Below are 19,210 nucleotides of genomic sequence, written 5' to 3'. Positions count from 1 at the left end.
GGCTGTTCCTTCCGGGGTGCTCACGTGACTCCTCCTTGATCCGGCCCAGTGTGTGCTGAGTGCCCGGCTGCTGGGTGTGTTGCGGCCGAGCCGTCAGGGGGCGATCTGCGGTCGGGGGCCGTGGAGGAGGAGGCCAGCACGCTCCCGGGCGCCTTCGGTCCTGGCGAGGGCAGCTTCGGCGAGCGTCCGGCGGCTCTGCTCCACCGTGGCGACGTCGGTCGTCTTCTCCGGAACGCGGCCGGCCGTCCGGCCGGTGTGGAACGGCTGCCGACGCGACCTCAAGGCGACGGGCATGGCGACGGCGCGGCCGGTCGCGGGAGCCCAGCCGGTCCGCGCGACGCACGACCTGAGGCCGGACCCTCAACACGTCGGCGGCAAGGCGGGTCGGTTCGTACGGCATGCCGGTCCCCTTGCGGGTCAGCGGTCGCAGCACGGCCTGGTCCTCGCCGTCGCGGGGATGCAGGGCACGCAGGTCCGCGGTCATCATCCACCGGCCGGCCGACGGTGTAGTCATCGACAACCGCCTGCACGATCTGCTCGTCCACGCAGCCTGATGGTGTCGGCCACACCTCGACTTTTGCCCAAATGGAGCGGCTGAACGTCACGCTGGTGGGACCCGGGCTGGTGGTGGAATTCGGCTTGGACTCTCCCGCGACAGCGCTGGCGGGTTGCGCGCATCTCACCCGTGGGCACCGTGCTCGCCCGAACCTGTCCCGTGTTGAGGTGCCTTGCCGGACACAGCCACCCCACTGAGCACGCGGATCGTAGATCGCGCGGGTAACCAGTACTGACCGCGTCGAAGTTGTGGCCAGCGGACCACCAGTGTCGCCTTCGTCCTGCGTCCAGCCCGTGATTTCGAGCAGCAAGCAGTTCGGCAGGCATGCAAGCCAGTTCGCCACCCTGTAAACCCGTGCCCCCTAAGGCCTCAGCCACAGACAGCACGCCACGTCGCTGGGTGCGGTATGCGGTCAGGTGCGCGTATGCCGCCTGACCCGCCGGTCTTTTCCCGGACCAGACGCGAACTGGTCGAGGAGGGCTGGCTGGAGGAGCGAGGCAGCATCGGCACCGTGAAGGTGTACCGGCTGAGCCCGAACAAGATAGGCGATGTCGGCGGCCGGCACCTTCACGCAGTAGGCAGCTGAGCTGTTAGCTATAAGCTAAGCGACCCGACTCCCGAGTCGGGTCGTTTTGCTTGGCGGCTTCCCATGACGGCTGCTCCGATGCAGCCACTGCGTGTTCTCAAGAGCGTGCCGCGTTGGCACGAGAAGGGAACCCGACGCACCGAGCGCGTTCGAGAGTGCGCGGCGTCGTCAGGTGGTGCGGCGAACTGGGTGCGATGGCGGACATCGCGGCGCGCCTCACGATGGAGTCCACCGAGTGGAGCCCATCGATGTCGTGCATCGCCACTGGAGGCAAAGCATCGTGAGTTCCACTCAGTGGACGGTGCCCGGCATCGTCACCACAGCCAGGCGGTGGAGTGCCGTACCCGGGACAGGGCGCGGGCGTCGCGGCGCTCGGTTGCCGCGCTGCCGATCCGGTTCTGCCGGGAGCAGGGCCGACGCAACTGCGCGGCGGCGAGGCGGCGGCGCCCGGTGTTTGGAGTCGCCGCCGCTGCTTGCGCCGCTCCTGCTTTTTCGCTGCATTCGACTGCGGCTTCCGAGCCGCTTCCAGATCGGCTGCCATCCCAGAGGCTCATCGGGCTCGGGCTCCTGATCCTCGTCGAGCGCGGTGGCCATCTTCGCGCGGGCCACGTGGGCGCGGGCGAGGGCTGCTTCGGGGTTGGCTGTTCTTCCCGGGTGCTCACGCGACTCCTCGTATGGTCCGGCCCGGTGCGGGCTGGGTGCCGGGTTGCTGAGTGTGTGGCGGCGGGGCCGCCGCTGGGGCGGGCTGCGGTCGGGGGCCGTAGACGAGGAGGGCAGCACGCACCCAAGCGCCTTTCTGGACCCTGGCGAGGGCAGCTTCGGCGAGCGTCCGGCAGGTCTGCTCCACCGTGTCGATGTCAGTCGGCTGCTCTGGAACGCGGCCGGCCTTCCGGCCGGTGTGGGACGTCCGCGAGCGCGCCCTAGTACTGCAACGGTGCTTGCCGTGACTGATGGCCAGGTCAGGGGCTGTGTCCGCGTTCGCAGGACCTGCGAGAAGTAGCGGTGAGCTTCGGCGAGCAGGTGGTGGCGTTTGCACGCGCCGCGTATCACGTACACCACGGCGACGACGTTGACGGCCGCCAGGCGACGTCGACCACCGGCCGCACCGCCGCGGCCGCCGCCCGCGCCCGCTCCGCCAACCGTTCGACGACGTCACCGCCGTAGGCGCAGGTCGCTGAGGCACGGCACCGCTTGCGCAGCTCGGTCAGCGGCAGCGGCTCCGTGCGCTTGGGCGGGCGGGTTTGGTCGACGGCCTGGCAGGCCAGCGTGTAGGCGGTCGGCTCCCCCGTCGCATGCCCGTGCTTCTTCGTATGCGGCCGTCAGGGCTGGCAGCGCGAGCTCAATCTGCTGGCGGCGGGTTGACTGCCAGCCAATGAGCCGCAGGTCGATGTCTGCGATTTCCATAACCGGCGGGGGGCGGGCGTCACCTCGCGCGGCTCCCACGCCCACCCGAGCCGGGGCACCGTGACCGTGGACCTGGCCGAGGGCCACTGGCCTGGTCGTGTTGCTCGCCCGGCGTGTCAGAGTCCCCGCCAGGCGAGGCATGCTGAGGACCGGTAGAGCGACGTCTGGTCAGGTCCGGTGGCCGAGCGGCTCGGTGTTAGCAGGGCTCTCCAGGTGGCCCCACTGCATGTCCGTTACCGTTCCGTGATTTTTCACGGCGTGATAATCAAGGGCCCTGTTCGGGTGAAACCACATCAACTACTGCACGTCGGATACCACTCGAAGCGTAAGGGTCAGTAAGGTGACGTCATGGCCTCTCCATACCCCGACGGAGACCGGGAAAAGGTAGCGTCCAAGCTGCCCTCGGCGCTCCAACAAGCACTCAAGGTTCGTGCCGCCGAACTCGGCCTGGACATCCAGGACGCCGTCGAGGCGGCCATCACCGACTGGCGAGCCGGCGACCGTACCAGCGGAGAAGTGGAGACCGCCGGCGCCAAGTCGTTCTCAACATGGCTACCGCCAGGCCTGTACGAGGACTTCAAGGAGACCTGCACCGCTCGGGGAGTTTCCTACACCCAGGGTCTCGCCCGGTCGGTCCGGGACTGGTTGGACAACAACCCCTCCCCGCGAGCCAGCACCCAAGCCACCGACCCGGAACGCAAGATCGTCTGCAACCAGAAGGGCGGCGTCGGCAAGACCGCCGTCTCGGCCGGCATCGCTCAGGCGTACGCCGAAGAAGGCAAGCGAGTCCTTCTCGTCGACTACGACCCCCAGGGGCACCTCAGCGAACAACTCGGTGTCCCCCAGATCGAACCCGACCACGACAGCCTTGTCTCCCACATGTGCGGCGAAGGACAAGGCGACCTGCGCGATCTGGTCATGGTGATAGACGATCCGCGGTTCGAGAAGCGGCTGCACATGCTCCCCGCCTGCTTCGACGGCTTCCTCCTCGACTCCCGTATCGCGGTCCTGTCCGCGAACAAGCGGGGCTTCCAGAAGGAAGTCGCCCTCGAGATGGCGCTCCGCCCGCTCGAAAACGACTACGACGTCATCGTGGTTGACTGCCCGCCCAGCCTCGGCATCGCCATGGACGCCGCCCTCTACTACGGGCGTCGGCGTCGCGACGAGCGGCCCGGCAGGTCGGGCGTCGTCATCCCGGTTCTCGCCGAAGACTCCTCCGCCACGGCCTACGGCATGCTCGCCCAACAGATCGAGGACCTCTGCGAGGACCTGTCCCTCGACGTCGAGTACCTCGGCCTGGTGGTGAACCTCTACGACTCCCGCCGCGGCTACGTCGCAACCTCATCCCTGGAGAACTGGAAGAGCCTCGGAGACCCGAAGGTACTGGCCGTCATCGGCGACCTGAAGGAGCAGCGGGAAGCCGTCCGTACCCGCAAGCCCCTGCTCTCCTACGCCCCCAACAGTGACCAGGCTGAGGCCATGCGCCAGGTAGCGAGGGGAGCAACCCGATGAGCAAGGCCGACACCCTCGGAACAGCACCGGCCTTCGGCACAGCCCGCAGCGCCCGCAGCTCCCGACGCAACGCCATTGAGCGCACCATAGGAGGTGATGACGCCGCGACGGCGGCCATCACCGAACTGCCGGTCACGCTCATCAGCGAGAACCCCGACAACCCGCGCAACCACCTGCGCAACCTGGACGAGACCGTGGAGTCCGTCCGCGAGGTCGGCATCATCCTGCCCATCGTGGTCGCCACCGTGGACGCCTACCTTCGGGACCGGCCCGGCCGGGCGGAAGACCTCGATGACGGAGCCCAGTACGTCGTAGTGGACGGGCACCGTCGCCTGGAGGCATCCCGCCGCGTTGGGCTGGCCACCATCCCCGTCCGCGTCGACAACGCCCGCGTGGCCACCGACGAGGCACTCCTCGAAGCCGCCTTCGTCGCGAACTACCACCGCGACGACATGACCGACCTTGAGGAAGCACACGCTCTCAAGCAACTGGTCGACTACTACGGCTCCCAGACCAAGGCAGCCAAGCGGCTCGGGATCTCGCAGTCGACACTCGCCAGCAAGCTCTCTCTGCTCAAGCTCTCCCCCGAGCTTCAAAAGGACCTAATGACGGGGGAGCGGAAGGTGGAACACGTCCGCAACCTCGGCAAGCTGCCGCCGGACGCGCAGAAGGCGAAGGCCGACGAGCGTGCCAAAGCCGCACGGCAGAAGGCGGAGACCCGGCGCCGGGCGGACGTGGAGCACTCGGCCGACCCGGCGGATTATCACGGCGTGATAAGTCACGGCGAGGTAACGGAGAGCCCCGACGGGAATCCACCTGCTGCCGCCTCCATCCAGGAGACGCAGACTGAGCTCATCCCTGACCAGCGAGAGATCTCCCTTCCTCTCGGAGACTCAGCGGTGAAGAAGTTCCCCTATCACGACGGTGTCGAGGCTGCGAACCTACTCTTGTTCAAGATGCCGGCGGAAGAGCGCGACAAGGTGTGCGACATGCTTCTCCGAGATCGGGAAAGGCGGGCGGCGACCAACAGCTGACCTGAACCAGCCCGACGAAACACCCCGAAACGCAGAATGGCCGGTCCCCACAGGGCACCGGCCATCCGCATGAGCGCCTACCCCTCGTCCAGGGCCTCCTCGCCGGTCCGGTAGCCGGAGAAGTGGGGCCCGCTGGTGGAGGCGGCCCACGCCCACGGGGCATCGGCGACGGCCTGCTGGTTCCCACCGGACGTGACCGGCGCCGTGGACGGATGGTACGTGCACGACCGCCCACGCCGTCCGCCCAGCGCGTCGGTCCAGTTGCCGCCGAGCGGGGCCGTGAACAGCCGGTGGCCGAGCAGACCGTTAGCCTCGCCGCCGATCGTGGTCGGCGGGCTGGCTGCGTCTGCTTGGCCGCTGTCGGCTTGGTCGTGTGCCGGTGGTCAGGTGCGGCGAGGACAGCCGTTGGATGTGGTCGGCCTTTCGGGCCTCACTCCGGCCAGCTCCCCCCTCCACTGGGGATAACTGCCGAGGCGCACAGCCAGAGTGACCTCAGCGGTCGGTCGCCTTCGTGGTGACCTCGTCCTTGGCGTAGTCCTTGCCGCAGGCCGCACAGGCGCCCGGGCCCAGGGCGCGCACCGAGCCGCGCGCCAGCAACACCTTCTTCATAGCCGGCTTCTCACCGCCCGCCTTCTTCTTCGCTGTCTGTGCCCGCAGAGACACCTCGCGCTGCGCCTTGCCGGGGCGCTTCTTCGGCTGATGCCCGCAAGGCCGCCTTCGCATCCTTCTGCACCGGGGTCTGTCCCGCGGGCGGATCGGAGAGCCTGGCGCGCAGCGGCGGCCGCTCACCACACACAACCCTCGTATCATGTGACAGGCATCACACATGTGGTCTGCCGCGTATCAGAGTTCCCTCCCGACATCCCCTTCAGTGAAAGCGGGTCGCCCGCGCTGGAGAGGGGTGCACCACTGTGCAGAACAGTTCACGGAGCGGCCCATGACGCCGCCCCACCAAGAGGACCGGCACGCCGCGGCCCTCACTTTCGAGGACTTCTACGACTTCTGGTTCCTCAGGGGCGTCTCCTACGTACGCAGGACGTTCCCGCTGCTGAATCGCCATGACGCGGAAGACGTCACAGAGGACGCGCTCTCGCATGTGCACGCGTCCTGGGGCAACACCACCATCCCACAGGCGCTGTTCTTCACCATCCTGCGAAGGCGCGCTATCGACGCTCTCCGCAGGATCGGGCCCCGCATGGACGTGGAGTCACTGACGGCAGACCCCGAGCTCGCTGGTGAGGAGGCTCTGTCCGAGCAGACGAGGCGGGCGTTCGCTGACTTGATGACGCCCGAGGCCTTCTACATCCAGAGGGAAGGAGTGCAGCTGATCCTCTCTGCGTTGAACGAACTTCCGTTCGCGCACCGCACGAGCCTGGTCCTGGCGGCGGAGGGCTTTACTGCACAGGAACGGGCCGAGATCAAGGGTGTAAGTGCCGCAACTGAGCGGTCTCATCTGCACCGGGGTCGGCTCAGGTTCGAGGAGGCGTTGCTCGCCCGTGGGCTTCCGCCTCAGGTCATGAGGAATCAGAGCAGCTCCGAGAATCCAAAGAGTTTCGCAGAGGAGGGGGAGGGAGAGTGATGTCGGACAGCGAAGTTCCGCGGCAGGGTGCCTCAGAAGAGGGTTTCCCTGACCCCAGTGCTCCCCCGGCACCGCGATGGGACGACCCTCCTGGTGTCTTCACCAACGATGAGCTGATGCGTCTCATCCCCGACGACCGCGATGACCGTCTGCTCGACGCCGTCTCCCACGCGTTGTGGGAGCCCGACCCGCGCTACTCAGCCGAGCCGGCAGCCGTACGAGCGGAGCGGCTGCGGAGGATCACCGCGAAGGGGGATCGTCTGCGTGCCCGGTGGGCTGAGACAGCTGCGCTGGAGGAGGTCTATTCCGCGCCCTCGTCGACGTGGACGCGGCGTCAGGTGGCGGCACGCAGCAGTCGCCGGGTGGTCCTCCAACAGCGGCTGCTCCAACAGCGGGTAGGGCGTCGTCGGCGAACAGCGGCGTTGGTGACGTCTCTGTGCGCGACCACGGCATTGCTGGCGAGCGCCACCGTCGCGCTCTCCGCGATTGGTGCGGTCAGTTTCACGTCTGCCGCGGTGACAGTCGGAGTGACCGTCGTGAACACGGCCGTGACGATCGCTGCCCACCTGAGGCTGGCGAAGGCCCGCTCGCAAGCGCGGAAGATGGCACGCCTGCTGAGGCACTTCAGCCGGAGCCGCGTCCCTCATGCTCCTACTAAGACGGAGGAGAGAGCTGATGGCCACGCCTGATTAGTGGGTGGGCGCCCGGGCGCCTAGGAACGCTCCGAGCACCCACCCGCGAGATCACCGCCCCGAAACCGAACCAATCCGCCAAGACCAGCACCCGTTACGGAGCAAGCGATGCACCCCCAGAGTGACACGGAACAGGCCGCCGTGGTTGAAAAAATCGATGTCAACCACCTGGCTCCGGTTAAGCAGGGCGACGCCAATCACGTGGTAGTGGTGAAGGTGCCCAAGCTGCCGACTATCCCGACCCTGACGGCGGTGGGCAGCGGTGGAGGGCTGACCGCGGCCATCGCGACCGGCCACGTGCAGACCGGCGTCGTCTGGCCAGCGGTTGTCCTGGCCGTGGCGGGCATGGCCTACGACGTCTCGCTGCGCCTGATCAGCAGGCTCAAGCAAGCCTGACCGGTTGTCAATGAGGCCACGACGAACACCCTCGTCGTGGCCGACGTCGTTTCTGGGCTTGCCCAGGCGGCCTGTGGACGGAGCGGTACATCCGGCCTCGCAGCAGCTGTTCCCCCGGGAGCTAGCGCATCCCGGAGCGGTGAGCATCACCGGCTTCACCGCTATGTGCACCGGTGTGCAGGTCGGAACGTCACCGCCGGGGCTTCGACTTCTCTACGCCAGCCGTTGCCACGGGATCCGCGGCGCCGAGGTGATGATCGACGATGTGCTCACACCGACGGGGGCTGGGGCCTGGTCGACGTCCCGGAGAGTTGTTCGACCCATACGGATTGTGCGCTGGTGTCCAACCGCAAGGCGGCGGTGTAGCGCAGGTCATGCATCGACCAGTTCGTGCCCAGTAGGCCATTGGCCGGGCGGAACCAGCGCCTCGTAGTTCATGGGCTGATAGGCCAGCCCCTCAGGTGGTCCCGGCGGCGCATGGTCCATCGCAGTGGGAGGACCTCGGGATCGGTCGGCGGTCCTTCCGCTAGGTAGAGGCGGGTCCAGACGAATACCTCCGGGCAGGCCGGCAGCCACTGCTCGGCCGATGCTGACCTTGCGCAGGGCTCGCACGAGATGGTCGCCCCAGTCGAGGTCGTCTCCCCGGGCCCCCAGAAGCTCCGACGTACAGGCACCGTTGCAGGTAGCCGGACGAGACCGGATGGACCGGGTGGAAGGGGGCCTCCTGATCGGGGGCGAAGGGCGGGCACGTGCGGAGCGCCGCGTCCGGCCAGGATGGGTGGGACACGGCGCTCCTGGGTGGTGCTACTGGGTGGTGGTGTTGGTGACCACGAGGAACTGGTCGGTGCGCAGGTCCATGACGCCCTGAGCGTTGGCGCCCTGGGCGCGCTGGTTGGCGGCGTACTCTTCGGCCGGCCAGGAGCCGCGGGGCCTCCGGCGGGGAACCGTTCCAAAACGGTGCGGGCCTGCATGCTGGTGGCCATCAGGCGTCACCACCGTTCACGCGCTCGTGGATGTCGATGAGGGTGAGGATGGCATCGGGGTTGTCCGCCTCGCCGACCCACTGCCCGAGCGCGGTGAAGACGGGGACGTGGTCGCGGTCGGCGTCGAAGATGACGCAGTAGTCGCCGTAGCGGTCCATCACCATGTCCCGCAGGACCGGGATGAGTCCGGTGTCCAGGACCTCCAGGGCGTCGACGGTGAGCCGGGCGGGCTCGCCGGGTGCCGGGGCTGGACCAGGGTGCCGGTGACGCGCAGCAGGTCGCCGGGCTGTAAGCCGTTCAGCAGCTCGTGGGTGATCCGGGGGTCGCCGCTGGTGCAGGTGACGACCGTGTCGGGGGCGTCGTCGTCGAGGGCGTCGATGTCGGCGGGTCGGACGATCAGGTCGAAGGTGGCGGTCCCGGTGCGCGGGCCGGGGGCAGGTATCGCGTCGACCCAGCCGTCGAGGGCGCAGTGCTTGGTGTCCATCAGCTAGTTCTCCGCCAGGGTCTCGGTGGGGCGAGGGGAGCGGGGTCGGGTGGTGCGCTGGGCGATGTCCAGCAGCTCGCGGTTGCGCCGCTGCTGGGCGGGCGTGAGCGGGCGGGCCTTCGCGCCGTGGCGGTGCCAGAACGGGGAGGCCGGCGGCTCGGGATAGGCGAGGGCGTGGTCGACGTCGCGGTCGGTGCTGCTCATGGAGGTCCTCCAGGTGGAGGTCAGGCGTGGTCGCCTTGGCCCTTGGACTTGGGCTTCGGCGCGAACCGCCCGCGGCGGGCCTCAACGGGGTTGGCGATGATCCAGCCCTCAGCGCATGCCTTGTGCACGGGCTCGCCGGAGTGGGAGCGCATGGGCGTAGGCTGGCCGCACAGCGTGCAAGGCAGGTCCTGCCAGCGGTCGAAGTGCTGGGCATCGCGCCAGACGAGAAGCTCGCCGGGAGCCGGGATCAGGCCCGGCTCGAACGGCGGCTTCTCCTTCGTGCGTCCCTGGCGGGTCACGGCCAGAAGGCGGGCAGCTGCTGGAACACGCGGTCCAACAGGCCCTCGGCCGGCTTCCACGGCCCGAGCTGCCCGGCGGCGGGGACCGGCAGCGGCAGCTCTTGGATGTCCTGGAGGACCAGGTGCCAGGCGCCGGCCTGCGCCCACGGCGTGCAGGGCTCTGAGCCTTCGGGGTCCTGGTGGCAGTCGACCAGGCGCGCGATGCCGATCACGGCTCCGGTGGTCAGCTCGCGGCCGCGGATCGTGCGGGCGATCAGCGGGACGCGCAGAGCGGGCCGGTCGATCCGCTGGCCCGCGTGCAGGAGCATCCAGCCACGCCAGCTCCAGGGCCTCAGGCGGTTCTCGATGCCCTTGGCGCCGGTCAGGATGCAGGTGGCGTGCGGCTGCTGGACGCTGATGCCGCGGATCCAGTCGCCCTGCGGGAGGGTTGTCCTCATGCGGCTCGCCCCCATACGGCCGTTCCCGGGCGCCCGGCGCGGCGGCCGTTGATGGACGGCACCATGGTGTGCGCGGGCGATGCGACAGCGGCGCGGCCCGAGTGCTTGCCGTCGTACAGGGCCGCGTCGGCGGCCCGCTGCAGCACACTCAGGTCGCGGGAGCCGAGGACGTCGGTGGTCGCGGCGCCGACCGAGGCGGCGACGTCGACGGTGCGGCCGTCCTCGAGGACGACCGGGGTGCGCAGCATGCGGACCAGCTGCGCGAGGCGCTGCTCCAGGCATGCGGCGGGCAGCGGCAGGACGACGGCGAACTCATCGCCGCCGAGACGGCCGACGGATGCGCGCGGGCCCGCCCACGCGGTGAGCCGGGCGGCGGTCTCGGCCAGGACGGCGTCGCCGGCCTGGTGGCCCATCGTGTCGTTCACGGCCTTGAAGTGGTCCTGGTCGACGATGACCACGGCCGTGTCATCACCGTGGCGGGCCAGGACCCGGCGGGCGCGGGCGGTGTAGGCGTCGCGGCGCAGCAGACCGGTCAGCGGATCCTTGCGGGTGGCGGCGAGCTGCTTGTGCAGGGCGACGGCGTGCACGGCCCAGCCGGTCAGCGGCAGGGCTGCGGTGGTCAGTAAGAGTGCACGCTGCCCGATTCGGGCCTGCACGCGCAGGACGGAGTCCATACTGGGATCTCCCTCTCTCGTCTCGTACGGGGTGGGTAGGCCCGGGGCAGGCGGTTTGGTTGTCCGCCGTTCGCCTGTCCCGGGGCGGATCTACAGCGCGAAGTCGCTGCAGGTCGTCCAGCTGACGGGGTTGTGCCAGAGGCCGGCCTTCGCAGCGGGCCACTCCATCTGCCAGCCGGGCCCAAGCCCGCGCGCTGTCCAGCTGTCCGGCTGCTTGCCAGGGTTCTCGAGTCCGGCCGTGTGCGCGGCAAGCGCGGCGTCGTACACCTCGTGGGCGCGGCGCAGGGCCGCGGCGGGAGAGTCGGCGACGCCGGTGAAGACGTGCACGCCGTGCCGGTCGGGGTGGTTGGTGTCGTGTATCGGGACGTCGACCTCGTAGATCCGCAGGTGCATGACGTCCAGCTCCTCTCGTGCTCGGTGGTGAGGGACCACCGCGACCGCCCCGGCCTTCGTCAAAGAGGGCCGGGGCGGCACGGAGCGCCCGTCACGCCGGGCCCGTTTCCCAAACTCGGGAATCGGGCCCGCCGGTCAGAGGTCCAGGTGGATCGTGATGGGCCGCCGTGGATCACCGGCGCTGGTGTGGACGGTGCGGCGGTGCGCGGCGAGGCCGGCGGCCCCTCCCTGGATCGGCAGATAACACTCGGGGCAGCCGTGCCACCACTCATCCCCGGCCGGGAGTTCGGCCGGGGTGAGCGGCTGCGGGTGCGGGCCGTCGGCGGCGCGGCTCACGCGACCGCGTCGGCGTACTGCACTTCCAGGTCCGCGCGGCCCTCGGGGTCGTCGTCCTGGTCGTCGTCGACGCCGTCGCCGTGGACGGTGCAGACGATGTCCGGGTCGCTGTCCATGGCGCCGGTCAGCGCCTTGTGCAGGTCGGTGACCGAGTAGACCGGGGCCCACGCCTGGCCGGTGCACTCCGCATCGAAGGGGCAGGGCAGCAGGACGTCGAAGCCGAAGTCGCCTTCGCCGTCGACGTCGTCGCGGTACGCCAGGGTGAGGTACTGCTGCCCGAGACGGATCTCCGCGACGCGGTCCCGGCCGGTCACCAGGTCCGAGCCGGGCCGCCACCGCCACAGCGGCAGGATCTCCGGGCCGAAGAAGCGGCGGACCAGCAGCAGATCGCCCAAGCCGGTGCTGCCGTCGCGCCCGAGTTCGGCCTCCCGGGCCTGCGAGAGCCGCTTCAGGAACGGCTCCAGGCGGTACAGGGCGTCGGCGAAGACGACAGTGTTGAAGCCTTCGGCGGCCAGCCGCTGATGCGAGTGCACCATGGCCTGGTGCTGGGCGCGGACGACGTCCTCGGGCACGCGCCGGTTGTCCGGCCGCGGGCCCTGCCGTTCCAGGCAGACCGGCAGCGGCGTGGCGACGACGACCGCGACGGTCGGCATGCCGTGCCGCTTGGCGGCCATCACCAGCTCCACCCGCACGCCCTGGTCGACGTTGGTCGCGTCGATCACCGTGTTGAGCTTCCGGGCCATCCGGCGCTCCAGGATCAGCTTGAGAACGTCGGCGGCATCAGCCGTGGCGTCCTGCCGACCCGGGTCATCACTGACCACACCGCGCAGACCATCGAGCGAGAGGATCTGGGAGGCCGGCCAGGTGCGGGCCAGTGTCGACTTGCCCGCCCCGGAGGCGCCGATCAGCACGATCAGTCCGTTCTCGGGCAGGTCCGGGTACAGCACCGAGGTCATGCGGCATCTCCTTGCGGGTCGAGGGAGCGGGCAGCCCAGTTCAGGCGCTGCCCGGCGTTGTCGGTGAGCAGGGCGGCGGCCTCGTGCAGCGGACAGGAGGCGTCGCCGTCGCGGTCCGGCTCGATCTGCTCCGCCCGGCGCGCTGCGGTGCTGACCACCTGCGCGAGCATCGGGAAGAGACCGCCGGGGACGTCCACGTCCTCCTGAAGCTCGCGCAGGATCGCGGCGAGCTCCGGGCCGTCGACGTCGTCGGCGTTCAGGTCGTCCTGAACCTGTTGAAGGGCGAGCTGGGCGATGCCGAGCAAGGCCCGCACCCGGTCCAGGCGCGTGCGGCTGGTCATCGGGTGGCCGCCTTGGCGGTGGCGACCACGGCCGCGACCGTTTCCCAGCCGTGGTGCCAGGCGGAGTCAAGGTGGAAGGCACCGTTCATCCCGAAGTCGGCGAGCTTGTAGAAGCCGCCCTTGCCGGTCCTGGTGGCGATCCGCTCCAGCAGACCCTTGCCCGGGACGCGTCGGTCCGCGGCGTAGTGGGTGCCGAAGGAGATGGCGAGCGCGGCCACAGCGGCGGCCGGGTGGACCCGGATGCCGAGCGCGCGGGCCCCGGCCCCGGCGACGATCGCCTGCGTAGCCGTGTGGGTCAGGCAGTGCTGGAGGCACGCATTACGGCCGTCGGCCGTGCCGTGGGACGTCTTCTCCTCGGTGACCGGGTTCTGGTAGGTGACCGGGTGGTCGTCGGAGGCACCCTTCACGCGGCCACAGAAGTCCGACTGGACCCAGAAGTCCCCGATCGCGCTCCCGGCGCGGGTCAGTCCGAGCAGGGCGGCGAAGACGGCGGGACGATGCTGCATGCTGGATCTCTCCTGATCTCGAAGGGGTGAGGGAGCGGGCGGCCGGCCCTTTGCCGATGCGCGGCCGCCCGAGACGCGGAGCCCCGTCCCGGCCTCTTTCCGGAACGGGGCTCCGCGCTATGCGGCCAGCCGGTGGACGACCGGGACCGTGTAGGGCATGTAGGTGTCGGGGCTGGGCTCGTAGCCCTTGTCACGCCCTGGGTGCGCAGCGGAAGGCAGAAGTAGTACCTCCGGAGACACCGTGGGCACGTGGCCCTCGCGGCCATCGCCCGGTCCAGCGCCTCTTCCTGCGCGAGGGTCGGCACCCGCTTCGGCCGGGCGAGCTCCACGCTGTAGAGCCAGGCCCGGGTGGGGTGGATGCAGGACTGGTCTGGCCGGTAGGCGCAGGCCTTGCAGCGCAGCACCGCGACCGGGCCGTGTCCGCCGGGGCTCAGTCCGCGCTCGCGTAGCTGCCGCCGGGTGACCAGGCCCTCCGGGCAAGCGCACCGGTCGAACTCCGGCAGCGTCGCGTCACTGCGCGGCACCCGTTTCACCTCGCGGCGGCGCTTCTTCCTCGGGCGCGGCATCACCTGCTCCAGGCACCGGGCAGCCGGTCGGGGCGGTGCGGGTAGCGGGGGCCGGGACGCTGCGGGCGGGGCCGGCCGATCCGGCGGCGCGGGCGGGGGATGAGCACGAGCGGTTCCTCCAGTGGTCGGTGGACAGCGCTGCGCCCCGTCGACGTCGTGCTGGTGTCGGCGGGGCGCCACGTGCGGCCGGGCGGCCTGTCCGGTCCTCGCCGACCCCGAAGCGGGGCGGGCGAGGGCCAGGCAGGGCGTCAGGTCAGCGGGCGGTGCGGGCGTTGAACAGGCGGGCGGCCCACGAGCGCAGCCGGTCGAAGCGGGTCGGGTGGGTGTGCCGCCAGGCGGTGGGCCCGACGCCGTGTTCGGTCGGGAAGGAGCGGGACGCGCCGCAGGTGCATGTCCAGGCGTACGGCTCGTCGCGGGTGTCGTCGCGGGTCGCGGTGACCTTGGCGGGGAGGCCGTCGTGGCTCCCGTGGAAGGTGCCGACCCAGAACTCGGTCTCGTCCAGCTGCGGCTTCATCGGATTCCCTTCGGTGCTCGGTGGTGGTGCGGGACGGGGTAGGCGCGAAGTCAGCGCTGGAGCGGGTGGACGTTGTCGGGTTCGTCGTCCAGGTCGTCGTGCTCGGGCGTGGGCTGCGGCGGGAAGTGGAACGCGGGATAGACGTTGACCTGCGGCGCAGCGGGGGCCAGGTTGTTGATGACCGGGCGCACGCTCAGGCCGCGCAGGGCGACGATGCTGGCCAGCGCCCACAAGAGGGCGGCGATGCCGGCGGCGACGGTGCGGCTGCCGTCGGGCGTGGCGGACCACACCATGGCGACGCCGGAGAGGCCCCACCCGGTCCAGAGGATGCGTGCGCCGGTGCTGCCGGCGAATCCCCCGATGAGGCCGATCAGCCCGGTGAGCTGCCAGAAGGCGTAGACGGCGGCGCCGGGGACGGGGAGACCCGCGCTGTGCTGCCCGATGTAGGAGCGGATCGGGCCCTCGATCACGCCCCACAGGCCGCTGGTGGTGTCGACGCCGGGCGGCTCGATCACGGTGCGGGTGGCGGACAGGCGGTGCAGCGCGGCGCTGACGATGTCGCCGGCGGCGTCCAGCAGGACGATGACCGCGCAGACGCCGGCGAGGCTGAGCACGGCCTTGATCCAGCTGGCCATCTCGTGCCAGCCGCGCCGGGCCTGGAACAGTTCCTCCCACCGCTCGTACAGGAAGCCGCCCTCCTTCCAGGAGGCGTCCCATGCCGCGCGCAGCCGTGCGAGGCGCGTCATGCCGGGCGCGTCCTGAAGGTCGGGCACCGGCGGCGGGACCGTTTGGTCGAGCAGGTCGAAGAAGCTCGGGCTGTTCGGGTTGCGCTGGCTGTTGATGGGCTTGTCGGACTGCATGGCGGGGTGTCTCCCTCGCTCGGAGTGGTGTGATGGGTGGGGGTGGGCAGGCCGGAGGGCCTGGCCCGCACTCGACCGCGAGGGGTTCGGGTGCGAGGCAGGTGGCCCGGAGGACGGGTGGGTTACAGGCCGTGGGCGTCGGCGAGGCCGGCGGCCTCACCGACCATGCGGATCGGGACGCGTCCCGTGCCGTGCGCGTCGTTGAAAGACGGCACGGAATCGACGTCGTCACCGAACTTGCGGCGGATCGCATCCAGGAGCACGGCGACCGCGCTGGCTTCCAGGCCGCTGTCGCCGCGGGCCTCGATCCGGATGGCTCCGAGCATGCAGCGGGCGCCGTCCTCGTCGACCAGCGTGTCCTTGCACCAGCCGCCGGTGAGCAGCCGGTGGTGGGCGCGCTGCAGAAGGGCCGCGACCGGGGTCGGGTACAGGTCCGGCATCGGGGCGGGACCGGTGTCGATGGGGCCGGTGACGACGTCGGCCAGGTCCACGGGCTCGAGGTCGATGTGCGCAGTGTTGACCTCGTAGGCGACGGCCGCTTCGTCCAGGCGCGCGGTCATCGCCGCGCTCACGAGGGTGAGGCGATCCTCGAGGCTCAGTTCCGCCGGCGGCGCGGCGGTGGTCGGGGCGGGGTGGTCTATGGCGGGGGAGAGCGAGGCATGGGACATCGGAGCTCCAGGCAGCGGACGCCGAAGGGCGCCGCTGCGGTGGGTCTTCGGCGGCGCCCTTCGGCGTGTGTAGTGGGGGTGGGCGTATGGGTGTCGGCGCACCCGTGTCCCGGGCATCCTCGGACCATCAGGTGCGGGGAAGGGGATGGAGTGGAGTTCGTCTTCGAGTGCGGATGGTGCGGCGGGGACAACTACTTCGTGGGCAAGCAGGTCGGCTTCTGGGTCAACAAGTGGGAAGTGCCCGCGGAGTGGTACTGCCGTTTCTGCGACGGGCTCAACTACACCCCGGACCCGCCGTGGACGGAGGCGTAGTCAGAGGCTGGAGATCAGTCCGGCGAGCGAGGCGAGGACGCTGTTGATGGTCGGGGCCAGGCCAGTGGCGGCGAGGGTGAAGCCGAACAGCGTGCAGGCAAGCGCGGAGCCGACGCGGATGTATCCGCCCTTGATCAGGACGAAGACGATGATGCCCAGCAGCACGGCGGCGGAGATGGACAGAGCCACGGCGGTGGTGCTCCTTCACATGGGGTCGGGGGGCCGGCCGCGTCCGGGCAGGCCGACCCCCGGGGGCGGGCAGGTGTGATCAGGCGTCGGTGAGGCTCTTGATGGCCTCCAGCGCCTGGCGGGGAGAAGTGACCTGCTCGGAGCGGTGGTTGCCGCTCGTGGAGCCGCGCCCGCCTCCGCCCTTGCCTCCGCCGCCGCGCCGGCGGGAGCGGCCCTCGTCGTCGTCACCGTCCTCGTCGGGCTCGGGCCAGAACTCGCCGGGCCGTACGGGCTCGTTCCAGTCGAACCACAGGCCGCGCTTGTCTAGCTCGCTGATCTCGTAGTCGGTGAGCCGGTTGACCTCGTCGGGGAACAGCCGGGAGAGGTCGGTGTCGAAGTCGGCGTACAGCGACCGCATGAGCACGGCGCGGCCGTTGTCCAGGACGATGACCGCGACGCCGCCGGTGGAGACGCCGTTCTCCGGATCGGCCTCGCCGCGCATGGCCCGCTCGATCACGGAGCCTTCGCTGCGGGAGTAGCGGGCGGGGATGGTCGGCACGTCGTACGGGTTCTCCATCGTGCCCTCCGCCGCCTTGCGGGTGGCGCCGGGCGAACCCATGTTGAAGATGGTCGGACGGCTGTTCTGCCGCAGGTTGTCCTTCATCTCCGTGGAGAACCCGTTGTGCGCGAACGGGCTCTGGCCGGCCGGGTTGAAGCCGATGCCGTACTTCAGCCCGGTGACGGTGAGGTCGTCGCCGTCCTTCTGGATGAACTCGCCGAAGTCGCCGTCTTGGGCGGCGGTCATGAACTCATCCGCGAAGACGTTGAGCTGTCGGTAGGGGCAGCGCGGGTCACCCGGCTTGTAGTCGTGGGGCTGCCCGTCGTGCGGCCAGGGCATCTCCGCCCGGATTTCGCACAGCGCCTTCGCCGCGCGCAGTGAACGGGCCATCCACAGCGCGTTGGAGCCCTGCCGGTCGATGTACTTACCCAGCACGGTGGTCTTCTCGTCCTTGCGGACGGTGGAGAGCCACACCACCTGGCCGGCGAGTGACATGGCGGCCATGTCGATCGCGAAGTACTGGGTCTTCCCGCTCCGGGACACGCCCAGGATCAGCCCGTGACGCGCGGCGTTCTTGTCGTGCTGGTACACCATGTTCTTCACCGGCTGGCCGGTGATGGTGTACCCGCACACGTACATGCCCTTGGCGTCCGGGGTGAGCAGCTCACGCGTGGCGGGGAAGATCTGCGACAGCGGCGGCTCGTCGAATGCGCTGATCAGGAACTCGCTGCCGTCGATGAGGACGAACACGCAGGAGTCGTCCTCGGGCAGGTTCAGCGCGCGGCAGACCTTGGCCAGGTCGATGCGCGGCGTCTCGGTGGAATCGGTCATCCTCGCCCGGTAGAAGGTCACCGCCCGTGCGTCGTCGCGGGTCTTGTGGACCAGCTCGGAGCCGGGGGCGCCGCCCTTGGGTCCGGCGACGCGGTCGATCCAGCGCTCCTGGTCGGTCGGCTGGGTGCGGCGCCGGGCGTTGGCCTCGGGGGTGATGAGGGCTTCCATCCAGCCGGGTCCGCCCTGGCGGCCGGGCTGGATGGCGACGTCCTTGAGGGTGACGTCCGTCGCGGACACGCCGAATGCGGCTCCGACGATTTCGGGGGAGAGGCCGGTGATCGGCCGCCCGGTCTCCGAGGCGCGCAGCAGCAGGGTGAGGTCGTGGCGCATGGCGGTGTGCCGGGTGGCCTTGACGACGTGGGTGCGGGCGGGCATCCCGGCGCGCTCCCACAGCATCCGCGCCTGGCGGGTGAGCGGGTCGGCTCCGTCGTCCGGCTGCGCCACGGTCGGCTCCGCGGCTTGGGCGGGTGCGGGCTGCGGGGCCGGGGCGGCGAGAGCGGGGCGGTGACAGCGGCGGGTGTGCCGGGAGAACGGCATCACCAGGTAGCCGGCCGCCGCCCATCCGGCGGCGAGCAGTCCGTCCAGCCAGTACGGGCCCCAGCCGGGCGTGTGCTTGGCGGCGACGTCGACTGCGGCGGCCAGGACCAGTGGGGACCAGCGCAGGATCTTGCGTCCGGCGCCGGTCTCCTCGCTTTTGCCCGCGAGGATCCAGCCGCCGATCCCGGCGGCGCCGGCCAGCTGCACGACCTGGTTGACGGGGCTGTCGGGGTAGACGTTCGGGGCCACGGCCAGCACGGGCGCGGCGAGGGTGTAGGCGAGGCGTTCGAGCGCGACACTGCGCGGCGTGGTCACCGGCTTCTCCTTCGGCAACGAGGACGGGCGGCCCCGCGAGAACTGCGGGGCCGCCCGTGGCGGGGTGGGTGGGGCGAGGGGTCAGCGGTTGAAGAAGCCCGGCTTGGGGGTCTTCTCGCGCCGGTTGGAACGGATGTCGTCCAGGGCGCCGTAGAGTTTGGCGTGGGCGCGCCGGGTCTGGTGGGTGAGGTCGACGGTCTCCTCGGCGATGTCGGACATCTTGCGGACCTCTCGGGCGGAGCCGAGCAGGGCGAGGGAGACGTTGACGGTCAGCCGGACGAACTTCGGGTCCAATTGGGCGTTCTCGATGTCGTCGGTGACGCCCTCGGTGTGGGTGGCGTTGTTCTGCATGCTGCGGTGCAGGGCCTCCAGTTCGAGGCCGGCGTCGTCCATGGCCGTGCCGAGCATGTCCAGCTTGGCTTGGACGGCCTTGTACCGGTTGTCGTCGTCGGCAACGGCAGGTGCCGTGCTGGTGTTGCGGGGGGCGAGTTCGCTGCTCATCGTGGTG

25 protein-coding genes are annotated in these 19,210 nt (G+C 70.1%); 6 read left to right on the top strand and 19 right to left on the bottom strand.

Annotation, left to right across the window (positions count from 1 at the left end; genetic code table 11):
- Positions 1-2,144: 2,144 nt before the first annotated feature.
- The 5 genes from AB0947_RS34935 (at position 2,145) to AB0947_RS34915 (ending at position 7,759) form a co-directional block, all read left to right on the top strand.
- Entirely contained in the window at positions 2,145-2,306 is a 162-nt protein-coding gene (locus tag AB0947_RS34935; protein WP_366754396.1) for a hypothetical protein, read from the top strand.
- 588 nt (positions 2,307-2,894) lie between these two features.
- Positions 2,895-4,058 (top strand): ParA family protein, encoded by a 1,164-nt coding sequence (locus tag AB0947_RS34930; RefSeq protein ID WP_366754395.1) that lies wholly within the window; start codon positions 2,895-2,897, stop codon positions 4,056-4,058.
- The gene (locus tag AB0947_RS34925; RefSeq protein WP_366754394.1) at positions 4,055-5,092 is read left to right on the top strand and encodes a ParB/RepB/Spo0J family partition protein; all 1,038 of its coding nucleotides are present in this window, start codon (positions 4,055-4,057) and stop codon (positions 5,090-5,092) included. Before AB0947_RS34930 ends, AB0947_RS34925 begins: the two co-directional genes overlap by 4 nt.
- A gap of 937 nt (positions 5,093-6,029) precedes the next feature.
- A complete protein-coding gene (locus AB0947_RS34920) occupies positions 6,030-6,671 on the top strand; it encodes a sigma factor-like helix-turn-helix DNA-binding protein (protein WP_366754393.1) in 642 nt (213 codons plus the stop codon).
- Positions 6,672-7,471: 800 nt separating this feature from the next.
- Entirely contained in the window at positions 7,472-7,759 is a 288-nt protein-coding gene (locus AB0947_RS34915) for a hypothetical protein (protein ID WP_366754392.1), read from the top strand.
- A gap of 804 nt (positions 7,760-8,563) precedes the next feature.
- Here AB0947_RS34915 and AB0947_RS34910 read toward each other — a convergent pair.
- From AB0947_RS34910 to AB0947_RS34835, 16 genes are all read right to left on the bottom strand, one after another.
- Positions 8,564-8,755: a hypothetical protein gene (locus AB0947_RS34910; protein ID WP_366754414.1), complete on the bottom strand. Its 192-nt coding sequence runs from the start codon at positions 8,753-8,755 to the stop codon at positions 8,564-8,566.
- The gene (locus AB0947_RS34905) at positions 8,742-8,906 is read right to left on the bottom strand and encodes a hypothetical protein (RefSeq protein WP_366754391.1); all 165 of its coding nucleotides are present in this window, start codon (positions 8,904-8,906) and stop codon (positions 8,742-8,744) included. Before AB0947_RS34905 ends, AB0947_RS34910 begins: the two co-directional genes overlap by 14 nt.
- Positions 8,900-9,226 carry a hypothetical protein gene (locus tag AB0947_RS34900; protein ID WP_366754390.1) on the bottom strand — a complete coding sequence of 109 codons (327 nt, stop codon included), beginning with the start codon at positions 9,224-9,226 and terminating at the stop codon, positions 8,900-8,902. Before AB0947_RS34900 ends, AB0947_RS34905 begins: the two co-directional genes overlap by 7 nt.
- Before the next feature lie 3 nt (positions 9,227-9,229).
- Positions 9,230-9,430 (bottom strand): hypothetical protein, encoded by a 201-nt coding sequence (locus AB0947_RS34895; RefSeq protein WP_366754389.1) that lies wholly within the window; start codon positions 9,428-9,430, stop codon positions 9,230-9,232.
- Positions 9,431-9,450: 20 nt separating this feature from the next.
- On the bottom strand, positions 9,451-9,729 hold the full coding sequence (locus tag AB0947_RS34890) for a hypothetical protein (RefSeq protein ID WP_366754388.1): 279 nt from the start codon (positions 9,727-9,729) through the stop codon (positions 9,451-9,453).
- On the bottom strand, positions 9,726-10,166 hold the full coding sequence (locus AB0947_RS34885) for a hypothetical protein (protein WP_366754387.1): 441 nt from the start codon (positions 10,164-10,166) through the stop codon (positions 9,726-9,728). The genes AB0947_RS34890 and AB0947_RS34885 overlap by 4 nt, the downstream gene beginning before the upstream one ends.
- Positions 10,163-10,840 (bottom strand): GGDEF domain-containing protein, encoded by a 678-nt coding sequence (locus tag AB0947_RS34880; RefSeq protein ID WP_366754386.1) that lies wholly within the window; start codon positions 10,838-10,840, stop codon positions 10,163-10,165. The genes AB0947_RS34885 and AB0947_RS34880 overlap by 4 nt, the downstream gene beginning before the upstream one ends.
- A 90-nt stretch (positions 10,841-10,930) precedes the next feature.
- Positions 10,931-11,233 carry a hypothetical protein gene (locus AB0947_RS34875; protein ID WP_366754385.1) on the bottom strand — a complete coding sequence of 101 codons (303 nt, stop codon included), beginning with the start codon at positions 11,231-11,233 and terminating at the stop codon, positions 10,931-10,933.
- A gap of 135 nt (positions 11,234-11,368) precedes the next feature.
- The gene (locus AB0947_RS34870; RefSeq protein ID WP_366754384.1) at positions 11,369-11,569 is read right to left on the bottom strand and encodes a hypothetical protein; all 201 of its coding nucleotides are present in this window, start codon (positions 11,567-11,569) and stop codon (positions 11,369-11,371) included.
- Complete coding sequence (locus AB0947_RS34865) at positions 11,566-12,525, bottom strand: ATP-binding protein (protein ID WP_366754383.1); 960 nt, start codon at positions 12,523-12,525, stop codon at positions 11,566-11,568. Before AB0947_RS34865 ends, AB0947_RS34870 begins: the two co-directional genes overlap by 4 nt.
- Complete coding sequence (locus AB0947_RS34860) at positions 12,522-12,866, bottom strand: hypothetical protein (protein ID WP_366754382.1); 345 nt, start codon at positions 12,864-12,866, stop codon at positions 12,522-12,524. Before AB0947_RS34860 ends, AB0947_RS34865 begins: the two co-directional genes overlap by 4 nt.
- Positions 12,863-13,372 (bottom strand): hypothetical protein, encoded by a 510-nt coding sequence (locus AB0947_RS34855; protein ID WP_366754381.1) that lies wholly within the window; start codon positions 13,370-13,372, stop codon positions 12,863-12,865. Before AB0947_RS34855 ends, AB0947_RS34860 begins: the two co-directional genes overlap by 4 nt.
- Positions 13,330-13,938, bottom strand: coding sequence for an RRQRL motif-containing zinc-binding protein (locus AB0947_RS34850; RefSeq protein ID WP_366754380.1), 609 nt, complete (start codon positions 13,936-13,938; stop codon positions 13,330-13,332). The genes AB0947_RS34855 and AB0947_RS34850 overlap by 43 nt, the downstream gene beginning before the upstream one ends.
- A gap of 253 nt (positions 13,939-14,191) precedes the next feature.
- The gene (locus AB0947_RS34845) at positions 14,192-14,452 is read right to left on the bottom strand and encodes a hypothetical protein (RefSeq protein ID WP_366754379.1); all 261 of its coding nucleotides are present in this window, start codon (positions 14,450-14,452) and stop codon (positions 14,192-14,194) included.
- Positions 14,453-14,502: 50 nt separating this feature from the next.
- A complete protein-coding gene (locus tag AB0947_RS34840; RefSeq protein WP_366754378.1) occupies positions 14,503-15,312 on the bottom strand; it encodes a hypothetical protein in 810 nt (269 codons plus the stop codon).
- Positions 15,313-15,434: 122 nt separating this feature from the next.
- On the bottom strand, positions 15,435-15,980 hold the full coding sequence (locus AB0947_RS34835) for a hypothetical protein (protein ID WP_366754377.1): 546 nt from the start codon (positions 15,978-15,980) through the stop codon (positions 15,435-15,437).
- A gap of 150 nt (positions 15,981-16,130) precedes the next feature.
- On the opposite strand from AB0947_RS34835, the gene AB0947_RS34830 reads away from it, so the two are divergent.
- Positions 16,131-16,292 (top strand): hypothetical protein, encoded by a 162-nt coding sequence (locus AB0947_RS34830; RefSeq protein WP_366754376.1) that lies wholly within the window; start codon positions 16,131-16,133, stop codon positions 16,290-16,292.
- On the opposite strand, the gene AB0947_RS34825 is transcribed toward AB0947_RS34830, so the two are convergent.
- The 3 genes from AB0947_RS34825 to AB0947_RS34815 form a co-directional block, all read right to left on the bottom strand.
- Positions 16,293-16,481: a hypothetical protein gene (locus AB0947_RS34825; protein ID WP_366754375.1), complete on the bottom strand. Its 189-nt coding sequence runs from the start codon at positions 16,479-16,481 to the stop codon at positions 16,293-16,295.
- 79 nt (positions 16,482-16,560) lie between these two features.
- The gene (locus tag AB0947_RS34820; RefSeq protein ID WP_366754374.1) at positions 16,561-18,702 is read right to left on the bottom strand and encodes a chromosome segregation protein ParM; all 2,142 of its coding nucleotides are present in this window, start codon (positions 18,700-18,702) and stop codon (positions 16,561-16,563) included.
- 81 nt (positions 18,703-18,783) lie between these two features.
- A complete protein-coding gene (locus AB0947_RS34815) occupies positions 18,784-19,203 on the bottom strand; it encodes a conjugal transfer protein TraB (RefSeq protein WP_366754373.1) in 420 nt (139 codons plus the stop codon).
- Between the last annotated feature and the right edge of the window lie 7 nt (positions 19,204-19,210).

The sequence above is a fragment of the Streptomyces sp. NPDC047841 genome (assembly GCF_040704085.1).
In the GTDB taxonomy this organism is placed as follows: domain Bacteria; phylum Actinomycetota; class Actinomycetes; order Streptomycetales; family Streptomycetaceae; genus Streptomyces; species Streptomyces argyrophylli.
Note: the sequence above shows the minus strand (reverse complement) of the source record. Positions and strands in the feature narration are given on the sequence as shown.